Raw genomic sequence first — 20562 nt, forward strand, 5'->3', positions numbered from 1 at the left:
GCACCCGCAGGAGCTTGTTGATGGTCTCGATCATGTGGACCGGGATGCGGATGGTGCGGGCCTGATCGGCGATCGAGCGAGTGATGGCCTGGCGGATCCACCAGGTGGCATAGGTCGAGAACTTGTAGCCGCGGCGGTATTCAAATTTCTCGACCGCCTTCATCAGCCCCATGTTGCCTTCCTGGATGAGGTCGAGGAACGAGAGGCCGCGGTTGGTGTATTTCTTGGCGATGGAAATGACCAGACGGAGGTTGGCCTCGACCATTTCGGTTTTCGCCTTGAGCGCTTCCTTCAGCCAGTGGCGGAGCTGCTTGTTAGCCTCTTCGAAGGTTTCGAGCGTGTGCCATGACCGCTGTTGGACTTCGCGCATCTTGGTGACGAACTCCTTGTCTTCGGGATCGGCTTGCAGCTTGCGGCCGTATTTCCAGAACTTCTGCATGTATTCATCCACTTGCTCGCAGAAGTCTTCGACGACTTTCTGTTTGTAATAAAAGCGGGTGAAAACGCGGTTGAGCGTCTGGATGTTCTTTTGGAATTCCTCCTCCAGCTTCTTCTTGCTGCGGGGATTCTTGGCGGAAAGCTGGCGGAAAAGGTCGTCGTTTTCGTGATGGAGCTGCTTGAGCTGGTCGCAAAGTTTCGGCAGGCCCTTCATGTAGCGCTCGCGGGACTCGATCTTCTTGTCGAGGATCACTCGGTCGAATCGCTCCTTGCCCTTGTTGAGCTTGTCGGCGAGTTCCAGATAGGAATCGGTGACGAAGCCGAAAAGATGGAGATGGCGGGCAACTTCGATTTCAGCGTCTTCGATGCGCTTGGAAATTTCGACTTCCTGCTCGCGGGTGAGCAGTGGAACCTGGCCCATTTGCTTGAGATACATCCGGACCGGATCGTCGAGGATATCGAGCTTCTGGTCGGCCTTGACGTCTTCCTCGTCGCCATCGCCTTCGTCGCGCTTCTTGTCCTTGTATCGATCGACTTCGGAGGCATCGATGATGTCGAACTCCATGTTGCGGAGACGCTCCATGATGGCCTCGACGTCGTCGGGATCGACAAGGTCGTTAGGGAGAATTTCGTTGATGTCGTCGTAAGTCAGGTAGTCCTGCTCCTTAGCGAGTTTGATCAGCTCACGGATTTTCTCTTGGATTTCCGGGGTGTCGATCCGGCGCTTGGAAGTCTCGCCGACCTTGGTCGCTGGCTTGGTCTCGACGATGTCCTTGTCCTTGGCTTCCTTTTTTCCTTTGGAGTCGGACGGTTTTTCAGAAGCCTTGGATTTCACTTCAGCCACCGGTTTCGCTGTCGTTTTGACGACACTTTTGACGGCGGGAGCGGGGGCTGGCTTCACGACGGGCTTCGCCGCTTTGGGGGCGGGCACCACGACTGTCGGCTTTGTGGCTTTCGCGTCCTTGGCCGGTGCGGCGGGCTTCTTCACCTTGGCGTCCTCCTTCGTGGCTGCCTTGGGAACCTTTACCTGAGGTTTTGCGGCGGGTTTCTTCGAGGAGGATTTGGATGAAGACATGGAATGAAAAATCGCTGGGATCAAAAAATAGGATACACCCCACCTATTCTAGGGGCTTGCGAAAAAATCACAGGCGGGGCGGAATGAAGAGGTGAAGCGAATGCGCGTCAAGAGCTTTCTTTTGATTCAATTGTTGGAGATTCCTAGGTTTCATCGCGCAAAGCCCGAGCCTGAATCGTGCTTCTTCAGATTTCCAGTTTCAAATCACGGGGAAACCACTTAGGTTCCCGCCAAGAACATGATCACTCTCACTCCCAACGCCGTCACCGAACTCGGCAGGCTTCTGGCCAGCAAGGCGAAATCCCCGCAAGCCGGACTGCGGCTCGCCGTCCGCCGTGGTGGTTGTGCCGGATGGCAGTATGAAATGCAGGTCGCCGATCCCGAAGCGGGTGACGAAATCGTCGAGTCGGGGACCGCACGCGTGATCGTTGCGGCTGATAGCATCGACCGCCTGAGCGGCTGTGAAATCGACTATTCTGACGATCTGACGGACGCCGGATTCAAGATTCACAATCCCCACGCCGCACGTTCCTGCGGCTGTGGCACTTCCTTCGAGCCCGCCGACGAGCCACAAGGTTCGCAGGCCGTGGCGGATGGCGAGGCGTGTGGCACCCACTGAAATCCCACTCAGCCGTGCCCCGCAACGTCGAAGAACCGCCACCGAGCCGGCCCGCCTATTTCTGGTGGCTGTTGGCGAATGCCCTGGCCCTCTGCTTCGCGGTCGTCAGCTGGTTCGTATGCCTGCAGATTTTCGGAAATCCCGAACTGCCGCGGAATTATAAGATCCTGAAAAAACTCGGGCGCAGTCCTGTGCTCAAGCACTACACCTTGAACGAAATTCCTAACGGAAGTTCCTTCGCGCCGAAGGAACTCTACCGCCGCTACTTCGCGTTTGATGAAAAGGAGCTCGCCAAGGTGAACTCGCTTCTCCTGAGAAATTACCTGACGAACTTCGACAATCCACTGCTTCTCACTTACATCGAAGGCGACTATCAGGTGATCAAATCGCGGAAGCTCGGGCCTAAGGATTTCTTCGATCCCGGCATCGTGATCCGCGCCCAGGCATTGGTGAAACCGGACGATTTTACCAAACCGGCGCCTTATCCGGTGTTTATCGAATACGTTTTCCCAACGCCTCAGGACTCCGCGGCGGACGCATTCAAACCCGACGACATCCTCGTCGTGAAAAAAAGCCCGAACTGCGCGGCGGTCGTCCACGTTTCGAAAATCATCCACGAGGACGAACCCTGCTTGCTTCTGACCGTCATCCCGATCGCCTATGAGAAGTATCAGCTCGGTGCGACGGGATCATTCGGGATCGAGCCGCCCCAGGTGCTCCGCCCGGAAGCGGGTTTTCCGGTCTTCAAGGATTAGTTCGCCGGCGGACGTTCGAATACGAGGAAATGCTGCCACGGCAGCTCCTTACGGTTCTCGACAAAGCGGAATCCGGCCTGCTCGAATTCCAACCGCGCCTGGGCCTCGGTCATCTTGTGAAGCGGCTTGATCGGCACCTCCGCATCCTCGGCGCGATACTCCAACAGGAAAATCTTCCCGCCCGGTTTCAATGATTTGAACAACGATTCCAGCATTTCCGCCGGTTCGGAAAACTCGTGGTAGGCGTCCACCATCAGCGCGGCATCCAGAGATTTTTCAGGCAGAGCAACACTGTTAACAGTTCCGAGGTGTGGCTGCACGTTGCCGATCTTCAACTCCTCCGACCGCTTCTTGAGGAAATCCAGCATCTCCGGCTGGATGTCAACCGCCACCACCCGGCCTAACGGAACTTTGGGCGCGATCCTGAACGAATAGTATCCGGACCCCGCGCCGATGTCCGCGATGACCGCGTTCGGTGCCAGATTCAGCGCGTTGATCGCCCGGCTGGGCGCTTCCTCGTCCTCCCGATTCTTCCGTTCCAGCCAGCCGATCGCCGGGTGGCCCATCACGTGCGCGATCTCTCGGCCGTGGAAAAATTTCCCGATTCCGTCCGGCGACTCCGGGGCGAAGGTGTAGGGGGAGGAGATTTCAGGAAAGGGCTTTTCGACGATTTCAAATTTCCCTGACCCTTCCTGCTTTTTGGCTGATAGATACTCGTGCCCTGGCGGCTGCACCGCATCCCTTCGCGGGAGCACCCACGCCAGGCAAAGCGAGAGCGCGACAATGATCAGGACGACGGGATGGATTCGGAACGGTTTGCCGGGAGATTCCATGAGTGGACGATTCATAGCGTGGATCATTTCGGTTTCAAACATAACCGTCCGGCGACATGCGGATTTCCTATGGAGATCAGCCGTCTAAGAGTCATCTCAACCCACCCGCCGGCATATCCTGCTAGAGCATGACGCGCCGGACTTCCTCCACGAACACGTCCGCTTTTCCTGCCTCGACCCAGCGGGAAATCGGGACGGATTTTCCGGCGGCGATCAGTTCGACCCGTTTCATCGTTTTGCCGTTGGAGCTGCCGGTGAGGGAGCACCGGATGTCGGCGACGGAAGGGCGGGGGAACATGCGTTCCGTGAGAACCCGCCCATGTCTGCTGGTGCGGATGGCGATCTCGGAGCCGGTTCCCTCGATTCGGGTTTCCTGACCGGCCGTGCGTTTCAGCCTGACGAGCAAGGCCAGCCCCGCGGCCGCCATGACAACGCTCATCAGCGTCCAGATGACCCGGAATCCCTGGCCCATGAAGGTGAAGATGGATTCGATCACCCGCATGGCCGTAGGATCACTTTTTGCCGCCGGAGCGATCTTGTCATCCAGGAAGAAGATGCCGATGCAGGCGAACCCGATTCCCATCAGAAGTGCCATGATGGCCAGTGGCATGAGGTTGGATGCCGCCCGCGGCAGGACGATCGAGAAGAAATCCTGTCGCATTCCGGTGGAGTGAGCCGGAACTTGGGAATCGGCGATGATGGCGGAAACGACGGGTGGCGTGCTGGAGTGAAGGATCACCCGCCGCATGTCCGCCACGAGCCACGGTTTCTCTTCTTCGGTTAGCTGCGAGCCGAACCGTAGTTTGCCAACTCTGCCGCGGATTTCAATGCCGCGCACCGGCTGATAGTTTTTTTGATAGAACACCACCTCGTCAATGGAGGTGATGCTGTCGGCGGGAAGGGCGGTGGATTTGAATCTGCCGAAAAGCTCGCGGCGCAGGGTGATGTGGCTGGCATCGGCGGACAGCCGGTGCTTCGCGTATTTGCTGCGGCAGGCGGCGTAGAGCATCCCCAAGCCGATGGCCCAGAAAAGGCCGAAAAAAGCGACCAGCAACCACACGACCGGAAACCCGTCTTCGGACTTGATCTTGCTGCCTCCGAAAAGGAACACGCTGCTGAGGATGGCGGTGATGGAGCACCAGAAGATCCCGAAAAACATCAGTCCTCCCGATTTTCCGCTGGCCGGGATGCTCCAGACCGAGGCTCCGGCGGCGTCGAGAGTCCGCGTGATTTTCGTGTCGGCGGGCGGCTGGTCGGGATCGGCAAGCGGTCGTCCGGATGCCGCAGCGGTCCATTCGAGCGCCGAAGCTGCGGTCCCGCATCCGCCGCAGGTGATGGCGTCGTCCGCCTGCGGCGGAATCGTGGCGGGCTTCGCGCCGCAGTTCGGGCAGGCGAGCATGCCTTTCGCCGCCGCGGCCTTGTAAGCGACGGATTCGAGGGATTCTAGCAGCTTCTTGAACATGCCGGCGGGGGGGACGCCGGAGTTTTACGGAACTGGATCGCGGGATCGAGCGGAATCGGGCCGCTTTCTCCCGAAACGCGCGGACGGATTAAACCGCTTGCCGCATTCCGACATTTCCAGATGGTGGTGATGCATGAATGAAAATCCACGAGAAGACGCGGGATCGGAGGAATTCGTCGGGGAACTGACGAATCACCAGACGTCCATGCTCGCCTACATCCGTTCGCTGGCTCCGGGAAGCTCCGGTGCCCGCGACCTCTTACAGGAGGTGAACATCACGCTCTGGCAGAAACGGAATACTTTCGAGCTGGGCACTAATTTCAAGGCATGGGCATTTCAAACGATTCGCTATCACATGCTCAACCATCGCCGCCGCCTGATCTCCCGTGGCTGGCTGATCTTCGATGACGACCTGATTGAGCGCCTGTCACCGGAGTTTGAAATCGAACCGGATGATTTGGAGGATCGCCATCTGGCGCTGCGGACTTGCTTGCTGCGCCTGCGTCCACAGGACAGGGACCTGCTCCACCATCGATACGCGACCACCTCCTCGCTTCAGGAATATGCGACCGCGACCAGCCGCAGTGCGGGCACTCTCAAGGCGATCCTCTTCAATCTACGCGCGGCGCTGAAACGCTGCATCGAACGTCAACTTCAAGCCACCTCACGCAATCCCGGATGAAACGTGCCGACCATCAAATCGTCCAGCAGGTGTTGGATGGATCCGTTAGTAAGGAAGCCTTCGACGGTTTTCAGGATCGGCTGCGCGGTGAGCCGGAGTTGGTGAAACTCTACGGCGACTACGCGAACCTCCATCATTCGCTATGCGAGGAATACGAGGATCAGGCGATCACCAGCCGGCCTCAGAACATAACCGGCCCGGCGATTTCCTCCAAGTTCTTCTGGCTCGCAGCCGCCGCGGTAGTATTGCTCGCCGCGACGGTGGTGTATCGAAAGACTCCGGTGGTGGCGGAGCCTCCTGCTTTGATGGCCAGCGCTCGTTTCTCGGCGGATGCGGTGTGGTCCGTGGATGGCGTTTCGCGGAAGAAGGGGGACGCTCTGGAGCTTGATAAAGGCGCGACGTTGAAACTGGAGCAAGGGCAGGCGCGGATTCTAGCAGGGACTTCGGCGTCTGCGATGATCGAGGGCCCGACAACGCTGACTCTGGTTTCCGACGGGGCGCTTCACCTTGCCGCCGGTCGCGGTCGTTTTCATTTGGAAAAAGCGGATGGCAAGCTGGAAGTCAGCACGCCTTCGATGTCCGCGCTGGATCTGGGCACTGAGTTCGGCATCGACGTCAGGCCCGATCAGCCCGACGAGCTGCATGTCTTTGATGGAAAGGTCAAAATGCGGATCAATGGCAGATCCGAAGGTGAAATTCTAACCACCGGCGAGGCTGGACGGGTTTCCGGCACGGAACGGATCGAGCGGTTTCCTGCCGATGACCACCGGTTTCTCAAAAATCTGCGCGAATTCAAATCGATCGTGGACGGTCGCTTCGTGAAAGCGGATTGGCGCGTTGACTATGGGAGTCCTTCGATTTCGGAGGATCTCATCGAAGGGGGGAATTACGCGGTCTTCCTACGGATGCCGAAGTCCGAGCCGGCGGCGGATGACTCGGTGTTGATGGCGACCTTACAAGTGAATCATTCCTCTAACGGCGAATTCCATACCGACGGGTGGGCGGGCATGAGCTTCTTCAGCCAAGGGCAGGAGTTGTTGTTTTTCGGCGATTCATTCGGTCCCGAATCGACCTGGTCACTGGATGTCAAACAACGCATCCCCGTCATTCTACCGGTCAGTCCGGTGGTGGGTCCCCGGACCGTGACGTTGCGTTATGATCGAGGGACAGGCGTGGTCACGCTGCATGAAGGTGAGCTTCCGCTGGGGAAGACGTTTTGCAGCGGGAAACTTCCTGCTGGCCTGGAGTTCGATGAAATCCGCCTCGGCGCGTCATCTGGTGCCGCCTTGGACGTGGGGGGGCTAACGATCCGTGTCGGCGGGGGATGACGGGAACCTCAAATCGCGGCTGGCGCGTGCCTTTATCGTCAATCAAAGTTCGAACCACGCCGTCGGCTCGTCCTGGCAGGCGCAGTGGAGATCGACATGGCCGTGGCCTGTTTCACTGAGGCAGGCGCGGAGCCGGGATAAAATGATGTCCGGGGTGTTGCAGTCCGAGCTGAGATGGCCGAGCACCACCCGGCCGAGAGCGGGGTGGGCGATGTCACGGATGAGCTCGGCGACCTGGCTGTTTGATAGATGTCCGTGCCGCGAGCTGATCCGTTGCTTGATCGACCACGGGCGTTTGGTGTCAGCCTCAAGGAGTGCCTCGTCGTAGTTCGCCTCGACGAAAATCCCGTGCAGACCGCGCAGGCGTTCCGTCATGCTGCGCGTCACGAATCCGGCGTCGGAAAGAAATCCCAGCCGCTGTGTTTCGTGTCCGACGACGAAGCCGACGGGGTCCACCGCGTCGTGTTGGATCGCGAACGTTTCGACTGAAATGCCGCCGATCGCGAACATCTGGCCCGCTTCGAAAAATTTCCAGATACCACCCTCGATTCCCGACTCGCGGACGACGCGGGCGGTGGCTTGGGTGGTGAACACCGGCACCGGGTTCTGCTTCAGGAAAACCTTGAGCCCGCGGACATGGTCACCGTGCTCGTGGGTCAGCAAAATTCCGTCCAGTGACGCAGGATCGATTCCCACCTGCCCGAGCCGCAAGCTCAGTTGTTTCGCGCTTAGTCCCGCATCGATCATCAACCGCAGCCCGCCGCATTCGACGACTGCCGCATTCCCCCCACTCCCGCTTCCCAGCACCGCAAATCGCATCACGCCGGAGACGATGCCGCGCCCGATAAAATCAGGCAAGGACTACGATGAGCCCGCTTCGCGAAACCGTTGAAAAAAGAAAACCGCTGTGCCGTCCTTGGCGCTGTGAGCCACGTTCCGTAAACTCAATAAGTGGGGTCGTCCGGTGGTTTTCCGTCTTCCTGAAAAGGCATGACATAGTCCACTGGAAGATGACCCCGATTAATCACATCGGTCCGGGCCAGCTACCAAAATAGTCGTACACAGCAGTCGGGAGGAGATTACTCCGAGGCCGCTATCCCGCAATCGAAAACATAAAAAAGAATCTGCTTCACAAATCGATTTTCATGATGCCACAAGCTGTTCTGACCGGCTTCGGCTAAGGGTGGTAAGACCCGCTGTCAGTAATATGAGAAAGATTCCGCACGGTTCGGGAATGGTGGCGGTGGCTCCTGCGAAATTGGTCGGTGTCGCCTTGGCGTTGATGGAAGTGGCGGCGGAAGTTTCCGCGGAATTGGCGATCTGACCGTTCAGCGATGAAATTCCGTCCGTCGGTAAAAGTGCTAGATTCACGCGATCCACGGACGGACCGAATTCGATGAAATTGTTAGCACCGGCCGTGAAGAAATTCGCCGGGATGACGAAGTCGGGAACCACGCCGTAGAGCGTGCCGAGATTCGCCGTGCCGACGAGGAATGTCTTGTTGGTGGTGTCGCCCGGCAGTTGTGATAGATTCAGGGTATTCTGGATCGCAAGGTTGATTTGGAACGTGAGCGTATGGCCGCTCAGGAACTGCTGTCCGCCTGAGGCGGTGAAAAGCTCGATGAACAACACCGAGCCATCCGAATTTCTAAAAACCTCCTGGATGTCGAACAAGTGGAACGAGGCCTCCGCGTTGCCGGTGAGGGCGATCGCGGCGACGACCAGGAACTTCGAAACAAGGCGTGTTTTCATGGGAGGGCTGAGCCATCCATGCCACCACGCGTTGAATTCCCCTGCAAGGAAATTGTCGGTGGGCGCTTCCGCTCGCGCGTCATTCCGAAAATCGATAACCCGCACCGCGCACGGTCTCGATCAGGACGGGCCGCGATGGATCGGCCTCGATTTTTTTCCGGAGATTGAGGATGTGTTGATCGAGCGTGCGCGACTCGGGAAAGTATTCGAGGCCCCAGCAATCATTGAGCAGTTCGTCGCGGGTGACGACTTCGCCGCGACGCTTGGACAGCAGGGTGATGACTTTCAGTTCGCGGGTGGTGAGTTCGATTTCCATTTCATCCCGCCGGGCGGCGAGACGTTTCGGATAGACCTGCCACGGTCCGAACTCGAACGCGCTTCCCGAAGGCAGCTCTTCGTGGCGGCGCAACACGGCGCGGACACGGGCGAGCAGCTCGTGTTTGCCGAAGGGCTTGCGCAGGAAATCGTCGGCACCGAGTTCGAGGCCTAACACGACGTCAACCTCTTCGGATTTCGCGGATAGGAAAATGACCGGGGTCCGGCGGTCATCACGGCGGATGGCGCGGCAAACCTCGTAGCCGCTGGAACCCGGCATCATGATGTCCAACAGCACAAGCGCGGGGCGGTGCGATTTCCAAAGACTGATGGCCGTGCTCCCGTCCTTTGCGGCGAGGACGGTGTGGCCGTCGCCTTCGAGAAGTTCCGTCACCGCCTCGCGTGTCAGGAGATCATCCTCGGCTAACAGAATGATCAAGCGGGACTCCTCTCTCCGCAGGGAATGGTCAGGCGGAACTTCGCGCCGCCGATCAGTTCCAGCCGCCCGCCCATTTGCACGGCGAGGTCGCGGCTGATGGCGAGACCGAGTCCCGTTCCTGTAGCTCCTTCGTCCACGCGTGAGCCGACGCGTTCGAACGGCATGAAAATCCGGTTTCGCGCCTCGTGGGGAATTCCGGAGCCGCTGTCATCCACTTCCACTAACAAATTTTCGTTGATGCAGGAAATGACAACCCGCGCCTTCGCCGATTCACCTGCGTATTTTTCGACGTTGGACAGAAGATTGGAGAGGATTTGCGAGAACGCGTCGCGATCCACAGGAAATTCTCCCGTGAGCTGGCAATCATACTCGCAACGGATCGATTTCCGCGCAAACAACGGGGCGAAATTTTCCCGCAGTTCGAACACCACTTTTTCCACATTGCAAGGGGAGGTGCGGGTTTCCGATTTCCCGCGCTCGATCCGGGCGAACGTCTGCACGTTGTCCACGATCCGTGACAGCCGCGACGTTTCCTCGCGAATCAGGCCAAGCCGACGCCGGACCTTACCGTCCTCGACCGGCAGGCTATCCAGCGCTAGGTCGGTGTTGAGCAGAAGATTCGTCAACGGCGTGCGAAGTTCGTGAGAGACTCGGTTGACGAAGCTCACCCTCTGTTCCGCGAGACGGGTGGCTTTGCGTTGCCAGGATACGATGGCGATCCCACCACCTAACAATAGCGCCGACAGCGTGAATCCGCCGAGCAGAACGGGCAGCCGGTAACTCGTGGTGATCCGCACCGGGTAGAACCGCCGCAGTGTCCAGTCGCCGAAGCGCGAGACGTGGCGGAGGATTTCATCCGGCCGTGCATCCGCTGCGGGCCTGGTGTTCTCCATCCAGGATTTTCCTGTGGGATCTTCCCAAGTTAGAATGCCGGTTTGTCCCGCGTCGGGTTCGTTTTTAAAATGATTCTTCAGATCCTCCGCGACCACTGCCGCCGCCTCGTTCGGATCCAGCAGGAGGATCACTGCGGAGCGGCCGTCGCCCTGCCACCATGCGGGCGGGCGATCCGGCATTTCGATCCAGCCGGAACCTGATAGAATCTGGTCTTCCTTGAACACCCACTCACCCGGTTCTTTCCGCGCGAACTTCTCCAACACGGGTTTCACCGCGGGAGCCGCGCCGTCCGCGCGATGGTGGGCACGCGCCGGATCGGATAGATTGGGCGCCAGCCGGGATGCCTGGATCACTCCGGAGACGGGGAACCCGCTGTCGGACGAGCCGGACGCCAGCAGGTGCTTCGCTTCGTCTTCCAACGCGGTTTGCCAGAGTTGTTCCATCTCATCGACCCGCCGGGCGATCTGCCGGAAATTGTCATCCGGGTGATTGCCGGGCGGTTTCACGGAGATTCTCTCGGTCCGCTTTGAAAGCATCACTCCGGCCCCCGCGACGAAGGCGGCGGAAACGCAGAACAACGCGGCGGTCCACCACCAAGGGGCGGGGGAGTGCGGCTTCTTGTTTTGAGGTGATTTTCCCATGGGCGAAACTTTGGTGAATCTGTCACTCGATTTTGACGAAGACCAGCAGGCAATGTTCATGGTCGAGTTTTCGGGTTTCGAGATATTCGGAAACGGATCCGAGCAAGGTCCACTGGCCGGGTTGGACCCGGACGGTTGCGACGAGACGGCTCGCGGAAAAGAGCGGCATGGTGATGTTCGGAATCCACTCTTCGTTCACTTTGATCCGGTGATAGATCGGGTCGCCCAGATGGAGGACCCGTTCCCAGTTGCAGCCCAGGACAAGTCCCTGTTCATCGCTTGATAGGACCGCTTCGAAGGTGTTTCCAAGATTGCGGGTGTCGAAAGCGCATGCCAATCCCGCTCCATCGATACCCGAACGCGGGGTGATCTTCATCCGTTTCATGGTGGAGACGCCGTCCTTGTCGTTTTTCTTTTTTCCCTCCTCCCATTGTTCGATGACTTCGGTGTCATTCCCAGGCAACCATTCGGTTGGATAAATGTATTCCTCGATATTCTTCAGGACGCTCTTCGTGCCGGGACGGGCTTGGGTAGTCAGCTCACCGGCGCTTTCCGCCTTGCCTTCCTTGCGCCAAGACTCAGTCGCTTCCCAGCACTGCGTGGGAACGGATAGGGGAGGGTGGCTCTGAAGCCATGATGAAAACGCAAGGAGGGACACCCGCACCATACGGAAAGACAAGCGGGAGATATCCGGCGCGGCGGTTGTTTTATCTTTCGATACCGTTGCGATGGAACCTCGATAGAATACCAATCGCGACAGTTCGCCTTCAGGGTTGGCGTCGAAAGTGGGATCAAAGCGGCCGGCCAATTGCACCACATCAGGCATGAAAACCAATCCGTGGGGTTCGTTGAAATAGGTGTTTGAAATGACTTTGGGCGCTGGCTTCGCAAAAGGATCAGTAGGGTCATCACTTTCATTGGGGTCCCGTTGGTTGATCCGCTTCAAATGGAATTTCGGCAGGAATATATCGGAGGGCTGGCGGGTGCGCTCGATGATCGCCTGATAGGATTTGCTGGAGACCATTTCGACATGCTCCATTTCCGACCACAGTGACTGGATTCCGTTTGCCTGCGAGAGGCCCGTTTTTACATCATGTCCGCAATTTCTAGTATCAAAGGCGGTTGGGCAAGGCCATGCACCCGTCCCGCTGGGTGCGTATTCGGTAGGATATATGGTTTCGAGAATGCTTTCATTGGTCGTTTGCCGCCCTGCCGTCCCGAGGTTCAGCGCGGTGTGATCGAGCTTCGCCTTGCCCTCGACGACCCAGTCCTGCACGGCGGCGCGCAAAGCGGTGGCGTCTTGCTTCATCGGGTGTTCGCGCAGCCAGTCGTCGAGCAAATCGGGCGGGACGAGGATGTTTTCCAGCAGACTGACGAACGATGGCCCGGGAGGCGCTGCGGGTTTCGCCGTCTCGGGCTTTTTGATGAACGGATTGGACGCCTCCTGCGCCGGGGCTGATGTGGCTAGGACGAGAAGGGCCAGTGAGAGGCAAGCGATTGGGATTTTCATGATGGTGACGGAGCGGGTTTCGCACTCCGGAATCGATCCAAAGCGATTCTGCCGGGTCCTGCGCCAAACGACCATCAATGTTGTGCAAAATTTCCGCAAAAACGGTGTTTCCCTGTCATCCGTGCAGCCGGGTCCGTCCGACAAACCCGCTTGCTGGCGTGGCGGGATTGGCCTACCAGTGGCCCGTCCCGCTTCACCATGAAATTTCCCACCATCACCTCGCTCGTTGTTTCCCCTCTGCTCGCTCTCGGTCTCGGCAGTTGCGGATTGGAGAAATCCACCACCGCTCCGAAGCAAACGCGGTTCCTGGAATCAACCGGCACCGATACCATCAGCAAGATCGATCGTTTGCCATTCCAGCACGCCTGGCGGGATCCTAAAATGGAAATCGCGAAATACAAATACATCGTCGTCCGTCCGGTGACGACGTCGTTCCTCAAGACTGACGAGTGGGAGCAGAGCAAAAGCGAATTCGTCCCGGACAAGCGGACCTACACCCGGCGCGTCAACGCGCTGGCCCGGCATTGGGATAAATCGCTGAATAAGGCGTTTTCCTCGCCAGTTTGCGTTTTCTATAAGACCACGGACACCGGCCGCCCCGGGACGTTGATCCTGGAAGTGGCGCTGACGGAGGTTCGCTTCGATCCGGCGGCGACCAAATCCATGGCCGATCCCGTCACTAACGGAAACGTTTCAAACATCATCACCGGCCTGCCGCTCTGCGCCTTTGAAGTTCGCGTTAAAGATGCCGCCACCGGCAAGGTCGTTTCCACCGCCTCCGATCGCCGGGGACCGGAAATCAAGGTGGTAGATGCGGACAAGAAATCCAACGCGACTCCGAACGAGCGCATTTGCGACGAGTGGTCCCAACAACTGATGGAATCGTCCAACATTGATTTGTTCCCGAAAGTGAAGCGCAATTGGTTCAGTCTTTTCTGATGCCGATCCCCATCTCTCCAACGAATCCGATTTGTCCCCACATGCATTCATCCATTCGTTTCACTCCGATCGCCGCGATCGTCCTGCTCGGCTCATGCGGCACCTATCTGCCGCAGGAAAACAAGGCCGTCGTCGAGCTTCACGGCACCACGCTGGAGGACGCCGACGTTCTGATGAAGCATGCCAAGCGCATCGTCACGGACGACCAGATCTCAGCGGTCTATCAACTCCGTGCGGCGGAAATCGCTTGGAGCCAGCTCGATACCGATGGCGGTTCCGTCACCGATGTCACCACCCTTGGCGAAAATCAGAAACACGCCCTCCGCATCATCACGCGGGCGACGGAAGGCGTCGCCGCCAATTTCATTGGTGAGAAATACAAGCCGGAGAAAACCTTCAGTTACGCGGGCTTCAGCTATCAGGTAAGTGCCGGCATCGATCAGAAGCCCGGGATTTTTCCGCTGGCACATTTGGAATCCGCGAAGCCGGCCCGCGAGGTGAGGCGTAACAAACTTTGCGTGAACTGGCACACCGAGGATGGCGTCGGCCTCCCTACCGCCCCGAAGTGGAAACGCCCGGACGACCCGAAAATGCAGCGCTTCGTGACGACCCGCGGCTATTTGGAACCAATCACCGCAGTGATGGATTTCAGCGGCGCGTCGAAAGCCGGCGCTCCCCGCAAGGTTTCGATCACCGGCTATGATCCGACCTATCTTTCCCGCGTGAAACTCGGTGCGACCGAGTATCCACTGGCGGCCGATTACACCGCGCCCATTGTCGAGCAGACCAATGACATCAACGAGTTCACCATCGCGCTTTCCGGGCTGATTCATCCGGGAGCGATCGACTCCAAGTTGATTTTGCTGGAGCCCTACGACCCGCAGCGCATTCCGATCCTGCTCGTCCACGGCCTGAACTCGCACCCGCGGATGTGGCGGGATGTCATCAACGACCTTCGTGCCGATCCGAAACTGCGCGGGAAATACCAGTTCATGCTGTTCTACTATCCGACCGGCTGGCCTATCAGCTACTCGTCGATGCGGTTGCGCGAGGAGTTGAATGCGTTGGAATCCACGGTCGGCCATACCAAGAAGATGGTCCTGATCGGCCACAGCATGGGCGGCCTGCTTTCGCGGATGCAGGTCATCAATCCGGGCCGGAAGATCTGGGACCGGCGGTTGGGAGCGGACGCCGACAAGCTTTATGCGAAGCTTCCGGTCGACAGTCTGGCGAAGCGCACGCTGCTGTTTTCGGCGAATCCTGACATCGGACGGGAAATCTACATCTGCACTCCTCATCGGGGTAGCGGACTCGCCGATTTGTCGATCACCTCATGGTTCATCAAATTGGTGAAGCTCCCGACTACCATTACCAGCGCCTTCCTCGATCTTCCGGGCAACGTGGTCCAGCGCGGCCAACTTACCAGCGTTGGCGGACTCTCGCCGTCCAATCCGTTATATAAATCGCTGGATGAGATTCCCATCGTGGTGCCTTACCACTCCATCATCGGCGACCGCGGCCGCGGCGACACTCCTAACAGTAGTGACGGAGTGGTCCCTTACTGGAGCTCGCACCTCGAAGGCGCGCAGTCCGAGGTCATCGTTCCGGACAGTCACGGTGCCTACGACGACCCACAGGCGATCCGGGAAATGCGGAGGATTCTTTTACTCAACGCGGGGATCAAGGACTGACGGCGATTCGAAGACCGCCTCACCTTGTTTTGCTGCGTGAACAATGCGCTGGCATCCGGGCCGAGGCATTGGAGGATTCGGGTATTTTCAGCCGCAAGGGAGCGCAAGAAAACGCAAAAATGGAGATGAAAGCGTTTGAAGGAAATCGGATCCCACTGATTCGCCCACAAATTTTGGTCCGAAATTATTTCCCCGACAGGAAGCTAAGACCTCCAATATCATTTTTGCGTTTTCTTGCGCCTCCTTGCGGCTGATTTCTTCTAAAGTCAGCCATGCATCAGGATCGAAGCTTGAGTCCCAAATCTATCCGGACATGATCGGTCGAATCCATGAAAGTCACGATCTTCAGCAGCAAGCCCTACGACGAACTCTTCCTGCGGGAATTCAACCAAGCGTTCGACCATGAACTGATCTTCATCGAAAACCGCCTGAACCCGCAAACCGCGATCCTTGCCAACGGGTCGCCCGCAGTTTGCGCGTTCGTGAATGACGAGTTGGACGCTCTCAATATGGAGAGACTCGTCGCCGGTGGCACGAAATTCGTTGCCATGCGCTGCGCCGGATTCAACAACGTGGATCTCGTCGCGGCGAAATCCCTGGGCCTGCAAATCGCCCGCGTTCCTGCTTACTCGCCGCATGCCGTTGCCGAACATGCGGTGGCCTTGCTGCTGTGTCTCAACCGCCGCATTCACAAGGCCTACAACCGGGTGCGGGAAGGGAACTTCTCGATCGACGGTTTGATCGGTTCGGATGTTTACGGCAAGACCATCGGCGTGATCGGCACTGGAATCATCGGCGGCATTTTCGCCCGGATCATGACCGGCTTTGGTTGCGAGGTGTTGGCTCACGATGTCGCCCCGAATCCGGACTGCGTCCAAGCCGGAGTCCGGTATGTCGGTCTCGAGGAGTTGTTCGCGCGTTCGCACGCCATCAGCCTTCATTGCCCGCTGATGCCCGCGACCCACCATCTCATTGACGAAAAGTCTCTCGCACTGATGCGCGACGGCATTTTCATCGTCAACACCAGCCGCGGCGCGCTCATCGATACCGAAGCCGCCATCGTCGCCATCAAGTCCGGCCGCATCGGAGGTCTGGCGCTGGATGTTTACGAGGAGGAATCCGCGTTGTTTTTCGAGGACCTTTCGTTCCGCATCATTCAGGACGACGTGTTCATGCTCCTCACCACCTTTCCCAACGTGCTCGTCACCGGCCATCAGGCGTTCTTCACCCGCGAGGCGATGGCGAACATCGCCCGCACCACACTGGGCAATCTTGCGGATTTTGAAAGCGGACGGGATTGCCCGAATCTTGTGGTTCAGCGTTGATCCGCACCTGTCGGCACATCAATTCCATCGGGAAAAATCCCCACCCCGCCGCGCTGCGGATGCTGGCGTGATTTTTCTCCGACCAAAGACTCGACGCGCCGCCGTTCGTCCCGGACATTCCGCCCGCGCCGACTGACCATGAATACGCCACACCCAGCTCCGGACCTGGCCATGCTGCTTGCAGCCCGGAATTTCGCGGGCGTGAAGGCGGCGCTGGCGAATTTGCAACCGGCGGATTCTGTTGAGGCGATGGAACCGCTTTCCGCGGCCGAGCAGGCGGTTTTGTTCCGCTTGCTCCCTACCGAGCAGGCGACGGAACTTTTTGAATATCTGCCGGTGGAGTCTCAGGAAAAACTCCTGCACGCGATGGGCAATGAGGACGCTGCGAAGATCCTCGACGCGATGGCTCCGGACGACCGGACTGCTTTGTTAGAGGAACTGCCCACCCAGGTTTGCGCGCGGCTGGTAGAGCGGCTTTCACCCGGCGAGCGGCAGGTGGCGTTGAAGCTGTTGGACTATCCGGAGGACAGTATCGGGCGGATGATGACTTCCGAGTATCTGGTCATCCGCGACGAGTGGACCGCCAGCCAGGTGCTCGATCACATCCGCCAGCATGGCAGCGACCGCGAGACATTGAACGTGCTCTATGTGGTTAGTCGCGATGGGAAACTGTTGGACGATGTCCGCATCCGCGAATTTCTGTTATGCCCGCTGGATCGGAAAGTCAGCGAAGTCCGCGATGGTGTTTTCACCGCGCTTCACGCCACCGACGATCAGGAGACGGCGGTCGCGTCGTTCCGCAAATACGACCGCACCGTGCTGCCTGTCATCGACGGCCACGGCGGGCTCGTTGGCATTGTCACCGTGGATGACATCCTCGACGTCGCCGAAGAGGAGGCCACCGAAGACATCCATAAAATCGGTGGTATGGAGCATCTCGACGAGCCCTACATGGAGATTTCCTTCGGTCGGCTCGTCAAAAAGCGCGCCACCTGGCTGGTCGTGCTGTTCGTCGGCGAACTCTTCACTGCTACGGCGATGAAACACTATGAAGCGGAACTCGCGAAGGCCCTCGTGCTGATGGCTTTCGTTCCGCTGATCATTTCCAGCGGTGGTAACAGCGGCTCGCAGGCGGCGACACTTATCATTCGCGCGATGGGCATCGGCGAGGTGAGGCTGAAGGACTGGTGGAGAGTGATGCGACGGGAAATTTTTTCCGGCCTCGCTCTTGGCTTCATTCTTGCCGTTCTCGGTGCCGTGCGGATCACGATCTGGGCGGAAATTTTCCCTAACATCTACGGCGAGCACTGGGCGTTGATCGCCATGACGGTTGGGATTTCCCTGATGGGCGTGGTCCTGTGGGGTTCCTTGTCCGGCTCGATGCTGCCGTTCCTGCTCAAGCGCCTCGGTCTGGACCCTGCCACTTCGTCCGCGCCGTTCGTGGCGACGCTGGTGGATGTGACGGGATTGGTGATTTATTTCGCGGTAGCGGGCGTCGTTCTCCACGGCAGCTTGTTGTGAAATGAAAGGCGGCGGAATTGGCCCCCGTTCTGCTCACTATCCGCCCCGTCCCATTGACCCTCAGACCCCCGAATCCTTGAAACACCTACGCTCTTTTCTCGCGATCTTCGCCGCGATCACCCTCGCCGTCCCCAGTCTCCATGCCGCCGACGCGCTGAAGGTCGTCTCATGGAACCTCGAATGGTTTCCGGGCCACCGTCCGACCGCTTCCGCCGCCGAGGCCGATGAGCACATGAAGGTCGCCCAGGAAGCGCTCAAGAAAATCAATCCCGACGTTTTCATCGGCGTCGAAGTCCGGGACTGGGCGTCTTTTCAACAACTTGTCTCGGTGGTTCCCGGCCTCGTCACCCACGTTGTCAGCAGTTTCGTCGATCCCGAAACCGGAGAAATCCGCCCGCAACAGATCGGCATCGCCTCCAAACTCACTTGTCGCGCCGCCGATTGGGAACCTTGGAAAGCCAACGTCCCCAATCCCGCCCGCGGATTTTCCTACGCGGCGCTTGAGGAGAAAAACGGTGAGCTCCTCGTGGTCTACGGCAACCATTTCAAGAGCAACCTCGGCGATCCCGCCGAAGTCGCCGCCATGCGCAATGATCAGGCAAAGCAACTCATCGGCCAACGCGCTATCGTCGAAAAAGCGTTCGTCGGCAAAACGATCGGTGGCTGGATCCTCGCCGGAGATTTCAATACCAATCAGGACAACCAGTTTCCCGACTGCCATGTCGTCGCGGACTTCGTTGCCGCCGGTTTCCGCAACACCTGGGCCGACATCCCGCAGGAAAAGCGTCTCACTTGGCGCAGCTCACCCAAGAGCGAGTTCAAGCCAACTACCTTCGACTACTTCTTCACCCTTGGTCTTGGCGACCTCACCGCCACGATGCTCGAATCACCGCCGGAGGTCAGCGACCACCACGCCATTCAGCTGAGCGTCCCGCAGAAGTGAGTGGTGTGTCGGGCGGCTTGATTTGAAATCTCCGCGCCCTATCATCGGCGCATGTTCATGAAACGTCACGGTCCGCCGGGCAGCCCGCCGGCCACCCTCCTTCCGCACCTTGTTGACGGAAAGGGCCGCAAGCCTTCGATCCAGGTCATCGAATACGACAAGGATCACTTCGAGGAGCGTAACATCACCGACGTTTCCGAACTCGCCGCCCATCTCGACAACCGCAAGGTCACTTGGATCAACATCGACGGCCTTGGCGACGTCGAGGCGCTCACCCTCCTCGGCACGAAATTCAACCTCCATCCGCTGGCCCTCGAGGATGTCCTCAACACCGGCCAGCGCCCCAAAGTCGAACAAGCTCCGGACTATCTGTTCATCGTCGCGCAGATGGTCTATCAGGACAAAATCAAGACGATCTGCGGCGAGCAGGTGAGCCTGTTTCTCGGTAAGAATTTTCTCATCACCGTCCAGGAGGAAGGCGAGTTTGACGTCTTCGATCCCATCCGCGAGCGACTGCGGTCCGGCGGCGGCCTCGCCCGTAAATTGAAATCAGACTACCTCGCCTATGCCCTGCTCGATTCGATCATCGACCACTATTATCCGGTGCTTGAGGAAATCGGCAATGCGATCGAGGAACTCGAGGACGACCTGCTTGAGCGCCCGTCCCGCGAAATGGTCATCACCCTGCACGAATACAAGCGCAGCCTCACCCAGCTCCGGCGTTTCGTCTGGCCTCTGCGCGATGTGGTGAACGGCCTGCTCCACGACGCATCCGGCTTTATCAGCACTCCCACCAAGGTTTACCTCCGGGACTGCTACGACCACACCGTCCAGCTCATGGATTTGGTCGAAAGCTACAAGGAGCTCACCTCCGGCCTGATGGAACTCTATCACTCAAGCGTCGGCCTCCGCACCAACGAGGTCATGCGCGTCCTCACCGTCATCACCTCCATCTTCATCCCACTCACCTTCATCGTAGGTGTTTATGGAATGAACTTCGCCCCGGAAGGCCACAACGGTGAGAAACTCCCGCTCAACATGCCGGAACTCTATCAGCCCCACGGCTACATCGGCGTCATGGCCGTCATGGCCGCAATCGCCATCATCCAGTTAATCATCTTCAAGAAAATGAAATGGCTTTGAGAGGCCGTCTTAAAAATCAGTAAGAAAAATTCAACCGCAGATGAACGTGAATGAACGCAGATCAAGAACACAGATGAAAACCGGGGATTCGGGCAGTTTACAGGATTTCATGACTCTTCCATCTGCGTATATCCTGACGGTATGAAGTCATTCAGCAACCGGCGCTGGGCAGACCGCAATGGTTAGTTCAACGTCCCTCGCGGAACCCGTGAGTGCTGCAACACGCATGGGTGGCCGAAGGTCCAAAGGTTCGATGA

18 protein-coding genes are annotated in these 20562 nt (G+C 58.4%); 10 read left to right on the plus strand and 8 right to left on the minus strand.

Features of this window, described 5'->3' with window-relative positions; translation table 11 throughout:
• On the minus strand, positions 1-1513 hold a 1513-nt coding region (locus ABIQ96_RS21080), incomplete at its 3' end, for a sigma-70 family RNA polymerase sigma factor (RefSeq protein WP_348216617.1).
• A gap of 238 nt (positions 1514-1751) precedes the next feature.
• Here ABIQ96_RS21080 and ABIQ96_RS21085 point away from each other — a divergent pair.
• Together ABIQ96_RS21085 and ABIQ96_RS21090 are read left to right on the plus strand one after the other, a co-directional pair.
• The gene (locus ABIQ96_RS21085; RefSeq protein ID WP_348216618.1) at positions 1752-2132 is read left to right on the plus strand and encodes an iron-sulfur cluster assembly accessory protein; all 381 of its coding nucleotides are present in this window, start codon (positions 1752-1754) and stop codon (positions 2130-2132) included.
• Between the two features lie 14 nt (positions 2133-2146).
• Positions 2147-2887, plus strand: coding sequence for a hypothetical protein (locus ABIQ96_RS21090; protein ID WP_348216619.1), 741 nt, complete (start codon positions 2147-2149; stop codon positions 2885-2887).
• On the opposite strand, the gene ABIQ96_RS21095 is transcribed toward ABIQ96_RS21090, so the two are convergent.
• Together ABIQ96_RS21095 and ABIQ96_RS21100 are read right to left on the minus strand one after the other, a co-directional pair.
• On the minus strand, positions 2884-3735 hold the full coding sequence (locus tag ABIQ96_RS21095; RefSeq protein WP_348216620.1) for a class I SAM-dependent methyltransferase: 852 nt from the start codon (positions 3733-3735) through the stop codon (positions 2884-2886). The two genes, ABIQ96_RS21090 and ABIQ96_RS21095, sit on opposite strands and share 4 nt — an antisense overlap.
• 106 nt (positions 3736-3841) lie before the next feature.
• Positions 3842-5182, minus strand: a complete 1341-nt coding sequence (locus ABIQ96_RS21100; protein WP_348216621.1) for a hypothetical protein — start codon at positions 5180-5182, stop codon at positions 3842-3844.
• 133 nt (positions 5183-5315) lie between these two features.
• Between ABIQ96_RS21100 and ABIQ96_RS21105 the strand changes: the two genes are divergently transcribed.
• Together ABIQ96_RS21105 and ABIQ96_RS21110 are read left to right on the plus strand one after the other, a co-directional pair.
• On the plus strand, positions 5316-5864 hold the full coding sequence (locus ABIQ96_RS21105; protein WP_348216622.1) for a sigma-70 family RNA polymerase sigma factor: 549 nt from the start codon (positions 5316-5318) through the stop codon (positions 5862-5864).
• Positions 5861-7192, plus strand: coding sequence for a hypothetical protein (locus tag ABIQ96_RS21110; RefSeq protein ID WP_348216623.1), 1332 nt, complete (start codon positions 5861-5863; stop codon positions 7190-7192). The genes ABIQ96_RS21105 and ABIQ96_RS21110 overlap by 4 nt, the downstream gene beginning before the upstream one ends.
• A gap of 42 nt (positions 7193-7234) precedes the next feature.
• Here the strand turns inward: ABIQ96_RS21110 and ABIQ96_RS21115 are convergent, their stop codons facing one another.
• The 5 genes from ABIQ96_RS21115 to ABIQ96_RS21135 all read right to left on the minus strand — a co-directional run bounded on the left by ABIQ96_RS21115 (position 7235) and on the right by ABIQ96_RS21135 (position 12743).
• On the minus strand, positions 7235-8050 hold the full coding sequence (locus ABIQ96_RS21115) for an MBL fold metallo-hydrolase (RefSeq protein ID WP_348216624.1): 816 nt from the start codon (positions 8048-8050) through the stop codon (positions 7235-7237).
• A gap of 285 nt (positions 8051-8335) precedes the next feature.
• On the minus strand, positions 8336-8944 hold the full coding sequence (locus ABIQ96_RS21120) for a hypothetical protein (protein ID WP_348216625.1): 609 nt from the start codon (positions 8942-8944) through the stop codon (positions 8336-8338).
• Positions 8945-9023: 79 nt separating this feature from the next.
• Positions 9024-9698 carry a response regulator transcription factor gene (locus ABIQ96_RS21125; RefSeq protein ID WP_348216626.1) on the minus strand — a complete coding sequence of 225 codons (675 nt, stop codon included), beginning with the start codon at positions 9696-9698 and terminating at the stop codon, positions 9024-9026.
• Positions 9695-11233: a HAMP domain-containing sensor histidine kinase gene (locus ABIQ96_RS21130; protein ID WP_348216627.1), complete on the minus strand. Its 1539-nt coding sequence runs from the start codon at positions 11231-11233 to the stop codon at positions 9695-9697. The genes ABIQ96_RS21125 and ABIQ96_RS21130 overlap by 4 nt, the downstream gene beginning before the upstream one ends.
• 22 nt (positions 11234-11255) lie before the next feature.
• Positions 11256-12743, minus strand: coding sequence for a hypothetical protein (locus ABIQ96_RS21135; protein WP_348216628.1), 1488 nt, complete (start codon positions 12741-12743; stop codon positions 11256-11258).
• Between the two features lie 198 nt (positions 12744-12941).
• Here ABIQ96_RS21135 and ABIQ96_RS21140 point away from each other — a divergent pair, with 198 nt between their 5' ends.
• From ABIQ96_RS21140 to corA, 6 genes are all read left to right on the plus strand, one after another.
• Entirely contained in the window at positions 12942-13682 is a 741-nt protein-coding gene (locus tag ABIQ96_RS21140; protein ID WP_348216629.1) for a DUF3313 family protein, read from the plus strand.
• Positions 13683-13723: 41 nt separating this feature from the next.
• Positions 13724-15373, plus strand: coding sequence for a hypothetical protein (locus ABIQ96_RS21145; RefSeq protein WP_348216630.1), 1650 nt, complete (start codon positions 13724-13726; stop codon positions 15371-15373).
• A gap of 329 nt (positions 15374-15702) precedes the next feature.
• The gene (locus tag ABIQ96_RS21150; RefSeq protein ID WP_348216631.1) at positions 15703-16698 is read left to right on the plus strand and encodes a 2-hydroxyacid dehydrogenase; all 996 of its coding nucleotides are present in this window, start codon (positions 15703-15705) and stop codon (positions 16696-16698) included.
• A 138-nt stretch (positions 16699-16836) separates the two neighbouring features.
• Positions 16837-18219, plus strand: coding sequence for a magnesium transporter (gene mgtE, locus ABIQ96_RS21155; protein ID WP_348216632.1), 1383 nt, complete (start codon positions 16837-16839; stop codon positions 18217-18219).
• Positions 18220-18295: 76 nt separating this feature from the next.
• A complete protein-coding gene (locus ABIQ96_RS21160) occupies positions 18296-19162 on the plus strand; it encodes a hypothetical protein (RefSeq protein WP_348216633.1) in 867 nt (288 codons plus the stop codon).
• Positions 19163-19219: 57 nt separating this feature from the next.
• Entirely contained in the window at positions 19220-20305 is a 1086-nt protein-coding gene (corA, locus tag ABIQ96_RS21165) for a magnesium/cobalt transporter CorA (protein ID WP_348216634.1), read from the plus strand.
• Positions 20306-20562 lie beyond the last annotated feature (257 nt).

The organism is Luteolibacter sp. (genome assembly GCF_039920825.1).
Lineage (GTDB): Bacteria > Verrucomicrobiota > Verrucomicrobiia > Verrucomicrobiales > Akkermansiaceae > Luteolibacter.

Excerpts from the sequence above, each read along its gene's own strand:
- ABIQ96_RS21140 (WP_348216629.1), top strand. The coding sequence starts at position 12,942 with ATGAAATTTCCCACCATCACCTCGCTCGTTGTTTCCCCTCTGCTCGCT.
- ABIQ96_RS21150 (WP_348216631.1), top strand. The coding sequence starts at position 15,703 with ATGAAAGTCACGATCTTCAGCAGCAAGCCCTACGACGAACTCTTCCTG.
- ABIQ96_RS21095 (WP_348216620.1), bottom strand. The coding sequence starts at position 3,735 with ATGAATCGTCCACTCATGGAATCTCCCGGCAAACCGTTCCGAATCCAT.
- ABIQ96_RS21100 (WP_348216621.1), bottom strand. The coding sequence starts at position 5,182 with ATGTTCAAGAAGCTGCTAGAATCCCTCGAATCCGTCGCTTACAAGGCC.
- mgtE (WP_348216632.1), top strand. The coding sequence starts at position 16,837 with ATGAATACGCCACACCCAGCTCCGGACCTGGCCATGCTGCTTGCAGCC.
- ABIQ96_RS21105 (WP_348216622.1), top strand. The coding sequence starts at position 5,316 with ATGAATGAAAATCCACGAGAAGACGCGGGATCGGAGGAATTCGTCGGG.
- ABIQ96_RS21120 (WP_348216625.1), bottom strand. The coding sequence starts at position 8,944 with ATGAAAACACGCCTTGTTTCGAAGTTCCTGGTCGTCGCCGCGATCGCC.
- ABIQ96_RS21145 (WP_348216630.1), top strand. The coding sequence starts at position 13,724 with ATGCATTCATCCATTCGTTTCACTCCGATCGCCGCGATCGTCCTGCTC.
- ABIQ96_RS21130 (WP_348216627.1), bottom strand. The coding sequence starts at position 11,233 with ATGGGAAAATCACCTCAAAACAAGAAGCCGCACTCCCCCGCCCCTTGG.
- corA (WP_348216634.1), top strand. The coding sequence starts at position 19,220 with ATGAAACGTCACGGTCCGCCGGGCAGCCCGCCGGCCACCCTCCTTCCG.
- ABIQ96_RS21135 (WP_348216628.1), bottom strand. The coding sequence starts at position 12,743 with ATGAAAATCCCAATCGCTTGCCTCTCACTGGCCCTTCTCGTCCTAGCC.
- ABIQ96_RS21110 (WP_348216623.1), top strand. The coding sequence starts at position 5,861 with ATGAAACGTGCCGACCATCAAATCGTCCAGCAGGTGTTGGATGGATCC.
- ABIQ96_RS21085 (WP_348216618.1), top strand. The coding sequence starts at position 1,752 with ATGATCACTCTCACTCCCAACGCCGTCACCGAACTCGGCAGGCTTCTG.